A 13,524-nucleotide genomic window follows, 5' to 3' on the forward strand; every position below is an offset into this window, starting at 1 on the left:
ATTCAGCCAAGTGCCAATAATTGATGGGTATTACGCAAGCTATGCTCAGCGATGGTTTCCACCGAGGTATCCATTAAGCTTGCCAATGTCTTAGCAATCACCGGGATATAACAGGGCTCGTTTTGCTTGACCCCCTTCACTTTGTCGGGACCTAAATTTTTAGGTTTTAGATAGGGAGCGTCAGTTTCTAATATTAAATGCTCAAGCGGCAGTTGCGCCATGGCTTCTCTGAGCTCTGTACCGCGCTTTTCGTCAGTTACCCAACCCGTGACGCCGATATAGCAGCCCAATGCTAAATAGGCCTGCATCTGCTCGGTATTCCCAGTAAAGCAATGTACCAGCGCGCCAGCGAGTTTTTGATGATACTTCTGCAGCAGGGCGTACTGGGCATCGAAGGCATCTCGTTCGTGCAAAAAGACCGGCATCTTCAACTCGCAGGCAATAATAAGTTGCTGTTCAAAAACGGCCAATTGCATGTCCCGAGGCGAAAAGTCGCGGTTAAAATCCAGCCCACATTCACCTATGGCGACCACTTGAGGTTGCTCGGCTAACATTTTGATTTGTTGTGCAAAGTCTGTCGGGGCGTGCTGAGCGTAATGAGGGTGGATCCCGGCCGTACTGTATACTTGTTTGGGGAACAGACTAGCCAGTTGTGCAGCTTGTTGGCTTATCGCTAAATCTGTTCCGGTGAGCATGATTTGCTGGACGTTAGCATCAGTGGCACGCATCAACATAGGGGCTAATGTGCTGTCGTCGCTTGGGACGTTTACGCCCACATCAAACCAATGCATGCTTATTTTGACCGTTTCACTCGGATACGTTTATTACTTGATTCTTTACTCAAAAAGTACGCCCCGAGCATACCCTCTTCTACGTAGATCTGATCGCCAGTTTTTATGCGTAACGTAGAATTGCTAGTTTGGCGCCATACCTGACCATTCTCTAGGGTGACGATAAGCTTACCGTAAGGATCTTTACTTGCATCAGTCACACTAGTTGAGACTTTTTGAACTTTATCTTCTGGTTCAATGACTTTGGCTAAACCAAAGTTTTTGATTTGCGTGTCACGGCTGACCTGATTTTCAGCGGCTACTGGCTTAGTGGCTGGTACTTTCGCCGAAGGTGGTGGCGTTTGAACGGATGGCGGACTGGCAATAGGCGCTTGCGTTTGACTCGATGAGTTCGTTGTCGAAAGTTGGTCATAACAGGCCATGCGCAGTGCACTGTCAGTTTTCGCTTGGCAGGCTCGTAACTCGCTCGCTAGGTCGTGGGCATGGGCGCTTGATATAACACTTAAGGTCAGGCCTAAGGTGATTAATGTTGTTTTCATGATTGCTCCTGTTTTTTTTCTTCTTCTTCTTCTTGATTAGGTTGAGATTCATCTTTGCGTTTTGCATAAAAACCACCGACCAAAATACCAATTTCAAACAGTATCCACATAGGGATCGCTAATAGGGTTTGCGAAATAATATCCGGTGGGGTTAGTAACATACCTAAGGTAAACACCCCGACTATGACATAAGGGCGTTTTGCCCGAAGGGCATCTGGTGTGCTTACCCCTGTCCAGCACATCAGAACGATCGCCACGGGTATTTCGAAGGATAAACCAAAGGCAAAAAATATTTTCAGTACAAAATCGAGATAACTACTGATATCGGTATTGATCGTGACTCCCTCAGGTGCAACGCCAGTAAAGAACGCAAAAGCGAGAGGAAATACAACGTAATACGCGAACGCCATGCCTGAGTAGAACAGTAAGGTACTGGAAAACAACAAGGGAGCCACTAAGCGTTTTTCATTGCGGTACAGGCCTGGGGCAATAAAAGCCCATATTTGGTATAGCACCACAGGTATGGCAATGAAAAATGACAGTACCAAGGTTAATTTAAAAGGGGCGAAAAAAGGCGATGCCACGTCTGTGGCGATCATTTCGGCATGTTCTGGCAGGGTTTCTAGTAAAGGGGTGGCGAGCCAGTGATATAGGTCTTGGGCGAAATAGACCAAGCATAAAAACACTACAAACACACTCAATACCGCTTTTAACACTCTGCCCCGTAATTCAATTAGGTGGGCGATTAAGCTATTTGGGTCTGACATCCGTGACTACTTTTTTTCGTATGGTTTTTGAACAGACTTAGCTGCATCACGCAGCTCATCCACGGATTTTTGCAGCTCGGGTGATAGGTTTTCGAGACCTTGCTGCTCAGCCTTCTTTAGGTTTTCGTGCAGCTCGTGGATTTTAAATTGTTGCTCCACTTCCTGACGAAACCCTGTGGCCATGCTTTTTACGCTGCGCACTGTGCGCATGGTTGAACGAATTGCACCAGGCAAGCGCTCAGGACCAAGCACCAGTAAGGCAACAACGCCAATGACCAGTAATTCTAAAAAGCCAATATCAAACATGGGTAATGCTCGCGTTACTCACTTTTTGCCTTAGTGTCAGATTCACTTTTTGCCTTAGTGTCAGATTCACTTTTGACATTCTGATGAACGGTTTTGTCGTTGTCTTGGCTGTTATCTTCGACTTTTTCGTCTGCTTTAAAATCAGCGTCTTTGTCTTTATCTTCGTCTGAAATGGCTTTCTTAAATCCCTTTACTGCAGAACCCAAATCCCCGCCCATATTACGAAGTTTTTTAGTGCCAAAAAGTAAAACCACGATCACTAAAATGATGATTAACTGCATTGGGCTGATACCGAACATAACATACTCCTCTTAAATGTTTGGACCCATTATACGTAGCAAATTAAAAAGGTCACTGGATTTGATTAAGCAAACGTTTCAATGCACAGTAATAACTATGTAAACACAGGGAAAGCGACGTTGAAAATCAATTACATTGTTTTGCTCATGCTGTCTATTGCACTTCAATGCCAATCACAAGAGCGTGAGCAACAACAAGATGCGCAAAAAGACGATAACCATTGGCTCGATGATATGCACGAGAACATTGCGCAGTCGGTACAAGACTCAGCAATTTGGTTTGATGATTTCTTTTTTCTGGATGGCGTAATGCATCAAGAAACCGCTCAGGCTGAAGCTAGGATCCGACTTGGCTGGGAGCCACGCAGCCGGGAACTCAATCAATTCCAGAATCGGTTTCGGGTTCGGGTTCGGTTACCTAATCTTAAAAACCGTTTAGATGTGGTGTTATCAGATTACGATGATGAAACTGAACTGGGAAATGAGCGTTTAGGACGCGACGACAACTTTGGGGATAAAGACCGATTAAACCTCGCCCTGCGCTGGCGATCACGACCCGATAGTGGGTTTTCCCACCGGATCGGGGTGGGTAGAGGATTGCAAACCTTTGTTAAAAGCCGTTATCGCAATCATTATTCGCTGGCTGACGATACCTTAATGCGTATCGAAGGTTCAATTTATTACTACAGCGATGATGGTTTTGGCAGCCATTTTTCTACCAAGTTTGATTACAGCGCAAGTACTGAGACTTTATACCGATTCGATAATAATTTTTATTATCGGGATAAAACGGAAGATTGGCTGTGGCGGCATAGTTGGCAGAGCTTACATCAATTTGACCAAAAGACCGCGATCATCAGTGGGTACTATATTGAAGGGTTGAGCCGTCCGAATTATCGCTTGAATGAACACTATGTTAGCGTGCGCTGGCGTCAAAATGCGTTGCGTGAATGGTTATTTTACGAAATCGAGCCGTTTATTTTATGGCGCAGGGACGAACACTTCGCCCCATCTTATGGCCTAGCATTACGCGTTGAAGGCTTTTTTGGTCACAGTTAAGGTTATTAATCAAAAGTGGTTATGGTCCTCGGCGGCTATTCAGCGACCCGGCAACGCCAGGCAATTAACCAACTGATAATGCCCAAACAAGCGACGCCTGCAGGTATCCACCAATGCTGAATATAAAGAGGCATGACACTGGATATCATCAGCAATGTGGCACCGATAATAGTAAATACTAAACGTCGTTGCTGTTGTTTAACCTGCCACTGCTGTTTTTCAAATTGCAGTTTTTGTTGTTCCGGATAGTGCTTTATTTGGCGTAACGAGTCATACACTAAGTCAGGGATCTCAGGCAGCTTTTCCGACCAAAAGGGCAAGTTCGCTGATACTTTGTTGTACATGGCTTTTACGCCAATCTGTTCACGCATCCAATTTTCAAGGAAGGGTTTAGCGGTTTGCCATAAGTCTAATTGTGGATATAACTGGCGACCTAAACCTTCGATATACAATAGGGTTTTTTGCAATAATACCAACTGGGGCTGAATGATCATATTGAAGCGTCTAGCGGTATTAAATAGCTGCAATAACACATTGCTAAATTCAATTTCTGCCAACGGCTTTTGAAATATGGGCTCGCAGACTCGGCGTATCGACGCTTCAAATTCGTCAATGCTGGTATTGCTAGGCACCCAGCCGGAATCCACGTGTAGTTCAGCCACCTTTCGATAATTACGGTTAAAGAAGGCGATAAAGTTTTCCGCTAAATAGCGTTTATCTTCACTGTTTAGCGTCCCCACTATGCCGTAATCAATGGTGATGTACTGGGGATCTTCGGGGTTTTCCAGCGCAACGAAAATATTACCTGGGTGCATATCTGCGTGAAAAAAACTGTCTCTGAACACTTGGGTGAAAAACACCTCTACGCCACGCTCGGCCAACTTCTTCATGTTAGTGCCACGGGCTTCTAAGGTGGCAATGTCTGATATTGGCGTACCATATATCCGCTCCATCACCATGACATTCGCATGGCAAAAGTCGCTGTATATGTGTGGTACATATAACGCAGTTGAGTTTTCGAAATTGCGCTTAAATTGAATGCCGTTAGCCGCCTCATTGAGTAAATCTAGTTCACCAACAATGGTTTTTTCGTATTCTGCGACGACTTCAACGGGACGTAGGCGCTTTCCATCGGGTAATAATTTTTGCAGCGCGTTGGCGAAGGTACGCATTAGTTGAATATCAGCATGTATCGCTGAGCCGATATTTGGCCGAATGACTTTCACCACAACTTCTTCGCTACGGCCAATTAATTTGGCGGCATGAACTTGAGCAATGGATGCGGATGCTAATGGCTTGGGGTCAAATTCACTGAAAACCTGGTGTAAATCACTGACACCCAGCGCATGGCGGATAATTTGCTGTGCCACCTCACTGTCAAATGGGGCAACTTGGTCTTGCAATATAGCTAACTCATTAGCAATATCTTGGCTGAGCAGATCCTTGCGAGTAGACAACATCTGACCGAATTTAATGAATACAGGGCCTAATGATTGAAGGGCGAGCCGAATGCGTGTCCCTTGGGATTTGTCAGGATGTTTATTACGCAGCCAAAAAAAACCAAAACGGCCAAGTTTGGCGTACCAAGGTAACCACTTTTCAGGGATAAGCTCATCTAAGCCGTGTTGTAAAAATACTTTATTGATCTGGTATAAACGAAGGATCCGCACGGGTTACTGGTCGTCCTGTTGTGATGCTATTAATTGATCGATTCGGGCTTCGAGTCTGTCACTGGCACTGCGTAGCACGTTGACTTGTTCGCAAAAATCGTCCACTTCTACGGGCTTGACAGCCACGGCTTCAGGCTGAGTAAGATGTGTGCTGAACTGGGCTGCAAGTTTATCTATTTCTTGCTGTGCGCTGGTGAAAAATGATTTCACACTGCTGAAGGTTTGATGAGCAACGACGTCGCCGGTATATTTTGATAACTGCTCTTCCCAGTCTATATCTAGCTCTTTCATCAGGTTACTAAAGCCTTGTGCAACATTTATGTCGCCGGCTAAATCTAGCTTGCCTTGTTGAATGAGCTGACTGATTTTACTGCTGTCTTTGAGATCACTAAGGGTGCCTAATCCGAGGGTGATATGGCAATCAGCGCTTGACTCCATTGCGGCTTGCTCTTCATTACGCTCAAGCGCACTCACGTCAATTTGCCCGGAAAACGTAAATAATAAAGACCAAGGCAATTCATTTACGCTGACCTGCAGCTGTTTGCCTGACAACTTTTTCAGACGGCCTTGGCAGTCTGGGTCGAGTTGCAGGAGTTGGTTAAGGGCTAACTCAATACCTGCGCTTAGTAATTGCCCGACTAACATTTAAAACTTAAATCCGCGGTGTAGCGCTACGATACCGCCGGTCAAATTATGGTAAGTGACCTGCTCAAAACCAGCGCCTTGCATCATGTCTTTGAGCACATCTTGCTCAGGGTGCATGCGAATCGATTCAGCTAGATATTTATAACTGTCGCCATCTTTTGCCACCAACTCACCTATTTTTGGCAACAAATGAAAAGAATAGGCATCGTAAACTTTATTTAAGACTTCACTGGTCGGTTTTGAAAACTCCAATACTAACAAGCGTCCGCCCGGTTTAAGCACGCGGTACATGGACGCTAAAGCCTTGTCTTTATCGGTGACATTGCGCAAGCCAAAAGCGATGGTGATGATATCAAAACTGTTATCGGGAAAAGGTAACGCTTCGGCGTTGGCCTGAACGTACTTCACGTTACTGACAATCCCTTTGTCGCGCAGTTTATCTCTCCCAACGCGCAGCATGGCATCATTGATGTCCGCTAGAACCACTTCACCGCTTTCACCTACAATGCGTGAAAACTTCGCGGTTAGATCCCCGGTGCCGCCGGCTAAATCAAGCACTTTATGGCCCGCTCTGGCGCCACTGCAATCAATGGTAAAACGTTTCCACAAGCGGTGTATTCCCAAGGACATGACATCGTTCATGATGTCGTACTTGGCAGCAACAGATTGAAAAACCTCGGCAACCATAGATGCTTTGGCGCTTTTATCTACTTGTTGAAAACCAAAATGAGTTTTTTCTGTCGATTCTGGGGCTTGTTTGTTGCTAGCACTTGGGTTGGCCGCTGTACTGGCATGCTTCTCACTGACGCTCATGACAATTCCTTAATAAACACTTGGCGCTAGTGTAACGAAATTCACAGTGCCAATCTAAAAAAATTACATTGTTATACCTGCAATTTGACGCAATAGATTATTTGCCTATGCAAGGCAGGGACTGTGCTCAAACGAACGGCTAATTATCAGGAAAAGAGGTTGTCGCCCACGCTGATAGCAATAAGTAAGCTCAGGGCTTGCATTGAGCGGCCACTTTGCTGCTGGAGCTGATTAAACGCTTGCTGAATTGCGTTTAGGCTACGCTTAGAATTCACCCCGCCTGATATGATGTTTCGCTGGCTAAAATAGCCAGTGACATCGCGGCTAAGTAAAAAGGTGTCTTTACCCATAGCCCGCAACGCATAAGGCCCTGTATTACCGCCTAAGCGAGCGCCGTACTTTTTTAGATAAGCCCACAACCCGATAATGTCAGTGGCAGGCCAGTTAGCGATAAACTGTGCGAAGCTGCCATGCTCTCTGCGCACTGAATCAATCAGGGTGGCGTTGTCACGTATGGTCCGAACTTTCTTGTAATTGCGAATGATGGCAGGGTCTTGGGCGCGCTGTTCTAGCATCTCATCAGGCATAAGCAATACTTTGTCGAGATTGAACTCAAAAAACAGGCGCTCGAATTCGGGCCACTTGTTGCGTACTACGCGCCAAACGAATCCAGATTGAAATACTTTCTTGCTGAATTCAGCTAAAAAGCGATCGTCGCCCAGTAGGGCGACTTCACCGTCGGTTAAAGGGTCACTGAGTAAACTTTCCACAGCGCCAGGGCCACCTTTGCGCTCACAAGCCCGTTGATAAATAGCTTGGTAATCTTCCAGATTGGCTAAAACGTTATCGCTCACCCTGACTCCTGCTTCGTTATATTTTCAATTGCTTGTTATTCAATGCCACTGTGGCGCAATAGAGCGTCCACTTTTGGCTCTCGTCCTCTAAATGCAACAAACAGCTCCATTGGCTCTTTGCTGCCACCTTTTTCTAGAATGTTGTGCAAAAAGTCTTGGCCGACTTGTGGGTTGAAAATACCTTCTTCTTCAAAGCGACTAAACGCATCTGAGGAAAGTACTTCAGCCCATTTGTAGCTGTAATAGCCTGCGGCATACCCCCCAGCGAAAATGTGCCCAAAGCTATTTTGAAAGCGATTAAATTCTGGTGGCATGACCACAGAAACCTCACTGCGTACTTCATCAAGCAAAGCCTGAACAGAAGTGTTTTGCGCGCTGCTGTACTGCTCATGCAAGGTAAAATCAAACAAGCTGAACTCCAATTGACGGACCATTTGCATGGCCGATTGGAAGTTACGCGCGGCCAGCATTTTATCCAGTAAATCTTGCGGTAAGGGTTCGCCCGTTTCATAATGACTTGAGATAAATGCCAAGGCTTCGGGCTGCCAACACCAGTTCTCAAGGAACTGACTGGGTAGCTCAACTGCGTCCCATGCCACACCATTAATACCTGATACGCCCGCTACGTCGATTTGGGTCAACATGTGGTGAATACCGTGGCCAAACTCGTGAAACAAGGTAATGACTTCGTCGTGGGTAAACAATGCCGGTTTGTTGCCAACCGGCCCGCTGAAATTACAGGTCAAGTAAGCCACAGGCAATTGCACTGAGCCATCTGGTTTTGCTCGGCGAGTTTGACATTCATCCATCCAAGCGCCGCCACGTTTATGTTCCCGGGCGTACAAATCGAGGTAAAAACTGCCCCGTAGCTGGCCACTGGCATCTTTTATATCGAAAAAGCGTACGTCTTTGTGCCAGTTATCGATCCCCTCTCGTTCTGCAATCTGTAAGCCGTATAAACGAGAGACGACTTCGAACAAGCCATCTACAGCTTTGTGTGCGGGAAAATAGGGACGTAACGCTTCATCAGAAATAGCATACTTCTGTTCTTTAAGTTTTTCACTGTAATAAGCGAAGTCCCAAGCTTGAAGCTCAGGTTGGTTATATTGGCTTTTCGCAAACTCTGCCAGTTCAGCAACGTCTTGCTCTGCCTGAGGTTTAGAGCGCGCGGCCAGATCGTGTAAAAAGCCCTTCACTTGGCTAGTCGATTCGGCCATTTTGGTTGCTAGAGAGTGCTCTGCATAATTAGCAAAGTCCATTAACTGGGCTAATTCTTGACGCAGAGCCATGGTTTCGTCGATAAGTGGGCCGTTATTCCACTTGCCTGAATTCGGGCCCTGATCCGATGCGCGAGTGGTAAATGCGCGATACATTTCTTCTCTCAACAAGTGGTTATCGGCATGCATCATGACGGGTAAGTAGCTTGGAATATCGAGGGTAAACAACCAGCCGTCTAGTTCTTTGCTTTCTGCAAGTTGCTTGGCTGCTGCCAGAGCCGACTCAGGTAAGCCCGCAAGTAGTGATTCATCGGTAATGTGTTTTTGCCAACCTAGCGTGGCATCCATTACGTTGTTACTAAAAGTGGACGATAAATCAGACAAACGGCTTTTTATTTCCCCGTAACGTTGTTTTTTCTCGTCATTTAGTCCCACGCCGGATAATTCAAAGTCACGCACTGTGATGTCAATGACTTTGCGTTTTGCCTCATCAAGTTCAGCGAATTCGGCACTTTGTTGGATCTGTAAGTAGGCTTGGTATAAGCCCTTATGTTGACCTACCCAGGTGGCGTACTCTGACAAGAGTGGTAGGCAGGCATCATGAGCTTCGCGTAATTCGTCGTTGCTGACCACTGAATTCATATGGGAAACCGGTGACCACATACGGCCAAACTCATCGTCTTTATCTTCTAACTTGGCGGCAAAATTGTCCCAGCTGTAAGACGGTTGCGCGAGCAAAGTCTCGATTGTTTGCTTGGCGTCGTTAATGGCTTGTTCAACGGCGGGTTGTATTTGATCTGGGGTAATCTCAGAAAAACGCGGTAATCCAGATAAATCTTGCAGCGGGCTTAGTGACATAGTGAACTCTTTGGTCAACAAAATGATGAGTAATAAGTAAGGGGGGAGAGGTTTAAATTCAAGTGTATTGATGAAACTAGCCTTAAATGATTTGCTTGGTCCGCAAATAAATTCTGTTTCATGGCTGTGTAAGTTAATTCATCAATGCTGGGTCTATTGAGCAAGGATTTTCTAATATCGATTAAGCCGATTAGAAAATTCATTTGTCTTTGTGGTGGCTAACCTTATATCGTGTAGTCAGAGCTCATTAATTTAGGATAAGTAGAAATGGCAGATTTTGATTATATTTGTATCGGCGGCGGCAGTGGCGGTATCGCTTCAGCGAACCGAGCAAGTAAGCATGGTAAAAAAGTGGCCTTGATTGAAGCACGCCATATCGGCGGCACGTGCGTTAACGTCGGTTGTGTACCGAAAAAAGCCATGTGGTTTGGTGCTCAAGTGGCTGAGGCTATTAATCATTATGCAGCCGATTACGGCTTTGACGTAACGGTGAATAAATTTGACTGGAAAAAGTTAGTGGAGAGCCGTGAAGCTTATATCAAGCGTATTCATGCATCCTATGACCGTGTGTTAGGTAATAATGACATTACGGTTATCAATGGCTTTGCTCGCTTCGTGGATAAGAATACCGTTGAAGTTGATGGTAAACAGTACACCGCAGATCATATTCTGATTGCCACTGGTGGTCGTCCTGTTACCCCAAGCATTCCTGGCGCGGAGCTGGGCATTGATTCAGACGGTTTCTTTGAGCTAACCGAGCAGCCTAAGCGTGTTGTGGTAGTGGGGGCGGGTTATATCGCAGTTGAATTAGCTGGCGTATTGCATTCGCTGGGCAGTGAAACGCATTTAGTTGTGCGCAAACATGCCCCTTTGCGTTCGTTCGATACTATGCTGAGCGAAACCCTAGTTGAAATAATGGCCCAAGATGGCCCGACTTTGCATACACATCGTAATCCAGAAAAACTGGAAAAAAATCAAGATGGCAGCTTAACACTGACCTTCGAATGTGGTGAAAAGCTTGAAGCGGATTGTGTTATTTGGGCCATTGGCCGAGCGCCGGCTAACGACAATATGGGGCTTGATAAAGCGGGTGTAACCGTTAATGAACGTGGTTATGTCGCGGTAGATAAATTTCAGAATACCAATATTGACGGTATTTATGCCGTGGGCGATAACATAGGTAAAGTTGAACTGACCCCAGTAGCAGTGAAAGCCGGTCGTTTGTTGTCAGAGCGCTTATTTAACGGGCAAACCGACGCGCATATGGATTACACTCTTATCCCCACGGTCGTATTTAGCCATCCGGCGATTGGGACGATGGGCTTGACCGAGCTAGAAGCTGAGGCGGAGTTTGGTAAAGACAACGTCAAAGTATATAACTCGAGTTTTGCGGCTATGTACACTGCGTTGACCAGCCACAGACAAATGACACGTATGAAACTGGTCTGTGTCGGTGACAATCAAAAAGTTGTGGGTCTGCATGGTATTGGCTACGGCATGGACGAGATACTACAAGGCTTTGGTGTTGCCATGAAAATGGGCGCGACCAAAGCTGACTTCGACGCCTGTGTGGCTATTCACCCCACCAGTGCAGAAGAATTTGTCACCTTGAACTAATCATTCTGTTATTGGGCCGATGCGAGGTTTGAAAAACGCATAGGACTACCACATATAAGTATGACCAAAAGCGCCCTGTTATCTTGTATAACATGGGCGTTTTTTATTGCCTGAATAATGGGCCAGTAACACAGCAATTTATACTGAAAAGGTTAACCCTAGAGCGATAATGTAATGGCTAAATAGGCCTAACGTTTGAAGGGGTTTGACGGCTCAAAAATATTTTCAAATCGTGTAAAAATTCTACTGTACAAGGATTGAATTCGGCCTTACATTAGCGCCGATTTTATCTTACTGGCCACTGGCCTACCGGACATTTGTGAACTTTAGTAATAATCGTATTTCAGCGATTTATTTGGGCAATGAAGAGTCTATTTTAAGCTCTGAGCAGGATTGGCTGAATGCGGAGCGCGGTGCGCGTTATCGTGATGCGGTACACATCGCTTTACCGGGTGGTGAGGTGTGGCTGTTTGATTATGGTATTGCCATTTTCTGGGGAGTCGATGAAGACGAGCGTTTAGCCTTGTTACATCGTCTTAATTTAGCCGAAGGTTTGTTAACGTCAGCCAGCCAGGAGCATTTTCGCTTTACCCTAAATGCCCCAGAAGCACGCATTAGCCGAGACAACATTAGTTTGACTCAGGACGATCCATTGTCGCGTTTGGCAGTGAGTCATGCGTTGGCGCAATCATTGAAGCTAAATGAATATGAAGGCCAAGCGCAGCAGACGATCCAAGATCACGCTCATATTCCTCAAGCCTTAGCTGAGACGGGCAAAATTGAGTTATCGCGACGTAACATAGCGAAAATTCGCGGTAAGCTGTATAGCACAAAAAGCGATATTATTTTGCATTATGGTTTGCTTGATACCCCTGAGTTTTTCTGGGAATACCCTGAATACGAGAGCACCTATAACTTAGCGGCGCGTTACTTGGAAATTCATCAACGAGTTGAGTTGTTATCCAAGAAATTAGCCACAATTCATGAATTGTTCGACATGTTAGCCGATGAGCAAAAACATCAACATTCTTCATTTTTAGAATGGATCATTATCATTTTGATTGCGGTAGAAATAGTGATGTTCGGCGCGAAAGAGCTGCAGTTATTATTGGGGTTCTAACCGCGTAAATAATTAATTTTAGCCCGCTAAAAAGCGGGCTTTTTTATTGTCTAGACGCCAACTTTTATGACATTGCAGACAGTAGCTTATTTACTGCATTCTTGGGTGTTTTACTAAGCTTTTGAATTAAGGTAAATGGCACGTCTTTTTGCGCAGTTTGCACGGCTATATCGTCTAACATTGTCATCCATAATTTCGCGGTCATTTCTGAATCGAATAACGCTCTGTGGAAGTCACCCTGGGCCGGAATGTTTTTGTAGCTAATTAACGAGCCTAATTTATGATTTGGGGCGTGTTGATATAAACGCCTTGCAAGCAGCAATGAACAAGCAAAGGAGCCTGTGTAAGGTCGCGATATACGGCGCAATTCGGCATCTAAAAAGCGTTTATCAAAAGACGCATTATGGGCCACAAGGTTACTGCCAGCCATGAAGTGAGCAAATTCATCCATGACCTCGTCACACGGCGCTGCCTTGCTTAACATCTGGTTAGTGATACCGGTGTAATTTTCGATAAAAGCACTGATCCGTCTGCCGGGGTTCATCAGCGCTTGAAAGCGTTCGACGACTTCACCCTTTTCAAGCCGAACCGCCCCTATTTCGATAGCTCTATCGCCCATATCGGGTGACAGGCCAGTGGTTTCAAAATCGAGGACAATAAGAGAGTCGGCACAAAGTTGCGTCATGTAAAGGTTACCTGGGTCGAATAGGATGGGTATGTTAGCAAAAACGATTAGTGTCTGGTTAAAATTAGATGTTTGACATACTAACAATACCTATATCGGTAACGTTCAATGGCGAGGGGGAAAAGAAAAATCTATAACGTGTTTGTTGATTTTGTTAAGTACCCGCTATGTTAATGCACTGGATTATTGAACGCCAAGTGTAACCATGTTTTGTTTAATATGGCTGGTTAATTAGGACGTTATGCATCTGCTTTTGTAGGTGTTACCGTGTGGTTCAATTTTTT

General features: G+C 45.4%; 14 protein-coding genes. 3 read left to right on the forward strand and 11 right to left on the reverse strand.

Annotation, left to right across the window (positions count from 1 at the left end; genetic code table 11):
- Window positions 1–2: 2 nt before the first annotated feature.
- The 5 genes from GPLA_RS09860 to tatA are packed head-to-tail and all read right to left on the reverse strand — an operon-like array spanning window position 3 to window position 2,702.
- Window positions 3–791 (reverse strand): TatD family hydrolase, encoded by a 789-nt coding sequence (locus GPLA_RS09860; RefSeq protein WP_007104743.1) that lies wholly within the window; start codon window positions 789–791, stop codon window positions 3–5.
- A 2-nt stretch (window positions 792–793) separates the two neighbouring features.
- On the reverse strand, window positions 794–1,330 hold the full coding sequence (locus GPLA_RS09865; RefSeq protein ID WP_007104744.1) for a hypothetical protein: 537 nt from the start codon (window positions 1,328–1,330) through the stop codon (window positions 794–796).
- Window positions 1,327–2,097 (reverse strand): twin-arginine translocase subunit TatC, encoded by a 771-nt coding sequence (gene tatC / locus GPLA_RS09870; protein WP_007104745.1) that lies wholly within the window; start codon window positions 2,095–2,097, stop codon window positions 1,327–1,329. Before tatC ends, GPLA_RS09865 begins: the two co-directional genes overlap by 4 nt.
- Before the next feature lie 6 nt (window positions 2,098–2,103).
- Window positions 2,104–2,403 (reverse strand): Sec-independent protein translocase protein TatB, encoded by a 300-nt coding sequence (gene tatB, locus GPLA_RS09875; protein WP_006995013.1) that lies wholly within the window; start codon window positions 2,401–2,403, stop codon window positions 2,104–2,106.
- Window positions 2,404–2,417: 14 nt separating this feature from the next.
- On the reverse strand, window positions 2,418–2,702 hold the full coding sequence (tatA, locus tag GPLA_RS09880) for a twin-arginine translocase TatA/TatE family subunit (protein WP_007104746.1): 285 nt from the start codon (window positions 2,700–2,702) through the stop codon (window positions 2,418–2,420).
- A gap of 81 nt (window positions 2,703–2,783) precedes the next feature.
- Between tatA and GPLA_RS09885 the strand changes: the two genes are divergently transcribed.
- The gene (locus tag GPLA_RS09885; RefSeq protein ID WP_007104747.1) at window positions 2,784–3,761 is read left to right on the forward strand and encodes a hypothetical protein; all 978 of its coding nucleotides are present in this window, start codon (window positions 2,784–2,786) and stop codon (window positions 3,759–3,761) included.
- A gap of 35 nt (window positions 3,762–3,796) precedes the next feature.
- Here the strand turns inward: GPLA_RS09885 and ubiB are convergent, their stop codons facing one another.
- The 5 genes from ubiB to prlC form a co-directional block, all read right to left on the reverse strand.
- Window positions 3,797–5,431, reverse strand: a complete 1,635-nt coding sequence (ubiB, locus tag GPLA_RS09890; protein WP_007104748.1) for a ubiquinone biosynthesis regulatory protein kinase UbiB — start codon at window positions 5,429–5,431, stop codon at window positions 3,797–3,799.
- A gap of 3 nt (window positions 5,432–5,434) precedes the next feature.
- Complete coding sequence (locus GPLA_RS09895) at window positions 5,435–6,076, reverse strand: ubiquinone biosynthesis accessory factor UbiJ (protein WP_007104749.1); 642 nt, start codon at window positions 6,074–6,076, stop codon at window positions 5,435–5,437.
- Window positions 6,077–6,889, reverse strand: a complete 813-nt coding sequence (gene ubiE, locus GPLA_RS09900; protein WP_007104750.1) for a bifunctional demethylmenaquinone methyltransferase/2-methoxy-6-polyprenyl-1,4-benzoquinol methylase UbiE — start codon at window positions 6,887–6,889, stop codon at window positions 6,077–6,079.
- A 146-nt stretch (window positions 6,890–7,035) separates the two neighbouring features.
- Window positions 7,036–7,743, reverse strand: coding sequence for a DNA-3-methyladenine glycosylase I (locus tag GPLA_RS09905; RefSeq protein WP_007104751.1), 708 nt, complete (start codon window positions 7,741–7,743; stop codon window positions 7,036–7,038).
- A gap of 35 nt (window positions 7,744–7,778) precedes the next feature.
- Complete coding sequence (gene prlC / locus GPLA_RS09910) at window positions 7,779–9,818, reverse strand: oligopeptidase A (protein WP_007104752.1); 2,040 nt, start codon at window positions 9,816–9,818, stop codon at window positions 7,779–7,781.
- Between the two features lie 267 nt (window positions 9,819–10,085).
- On the opposite strand from prlC, the gene gorA reads away from it, so the two are divergent.
- Complete coding sequence (gorA, locus tag GPLA_RS09915) at window positions 10,086–11,435, forward strand: glutathione-disulfide reductase (RefSeq protein WP_007104753.1); 1,350 nt, start codon at window positions 10,086–10,088, stop codon at window positions 11,433–11,435.
- 319 nt (window positions 11,436–11,754) lie between these two features.
- Window positions 11,755–12,555, forward strand: coding sequence for an RMD1 family protein (locus GPLA_RS09920; protein WP_007104754.1), 801 nt, complete (start codon window positions 11,755–11,757; stop codon window positions 12,553–12,555).
- Between the two features lie 64 nt (window positions 12,556–12,619).
- On the opposite strand, the gene GPLA_RS09925 is transcribed toward GPLA_RS09920, so the two are convergent.
- The gene (locus GPLA_RS09925) at window positions 12,620–13,240 is read right to left on the reverse strand and encodes a 3'-5' exonuclease (protein ID WP_007104755.1); all 621 of its coding nucleotides are present in this window, start codon (window positions 13,238–13,240) and stop codon (window positions 12,620–12,622) included.
- Window positions 13,241–13,524: the final 284 nt, after the last annotated feature.

Origin of the sequence: Paraglaciecola polaris LMG 21857 (assembly GCF_000315055.1) — a bacterium.
In the GTDB taxonomy this organism is placed as follows: domain Bacteria; phylum Pseudomonadota; class Gammaproteobacteria; order Enterobacterales; family Alteromonadaceae; genus Paraglaciecola; species Paraglaciecola polaris.

Bases quoted from the DNA above. Each gene is read 5' to 3' on its own strand.
- GPLA_RS09865 (WP_007104744.1), bottom strand. From the start codon at position 1,330: ATGAAAACAACATTAATCACCTTAGGCCTGACCTTAAGTGTTATATCA.
- tatA (WP_007104746.1), bottom strand. From the start codon at position 2,702: ATGTTCGGTATCAGCCCAATGCAGTTAATCATCATTTTAGTGATCGTG.
- GPLA_RS09925 (WP_007104755.1), bottom strand. From the start codon at position 13,240: ATGACGCAACTTTGTGCCGACTCTCTTATTGTCCTCGATTTTGAAACC.
- gorA (WP_007104753.1), top strand. From the start codon at position 10,086: ATGGCAGATTTTGATTATATTTGTATCGGCGGCGGCAGTGGCGGTATC.
- GPLA_RS09860 (WP_007104743.1), bottom strand. From the start codon at position 791: ATGCATTGGTTTGATGTGGGCGTAAACGTCCCAAGCGACGACAGCACA.
- tatB (WP_006995013.1), bottom strand. From the start codon at position 2,403: ATGTTTGATATTGGCTTTTTAGAATTACTGGTCATTGGCGTTGTTGCC.
- prlC (WP_007104752.1), bottom strand. From the start codon at position 9,818: ATGTCACTAAGCCCGCTGCAAGATTTATCTGGATTACCGCGTTTTTCT.
- ubiE (WP_007104750.1), bottom strand. From the start codon at position 6,889: ATGAGCGTCAGTGAGAAGCATGCCAGTACAGCGGCCAACCCAAGTGCT.
- GPLA_RS09895 (WP_007104749.1), bottom strand. From the start codon at position 6,076: ATGTTAGTCGGGCAATTACTAAGCGCAGGTATTGAGTTAGCCCTTAAC.
- tatC (WP_007104745.1), bottom strand. From the start codon at position 2,097: ATGTCAGACCCAAATAGCTTAATCGCCCACCTAATTGAATTACGGGGC.
- GPLA_RS09885 (WP_007104747.1), top strand. From the start codon at position 2,784: ATGCACAGTAATAACTATGTAAACACAGGGAAAGCGACGTTGAAAATC.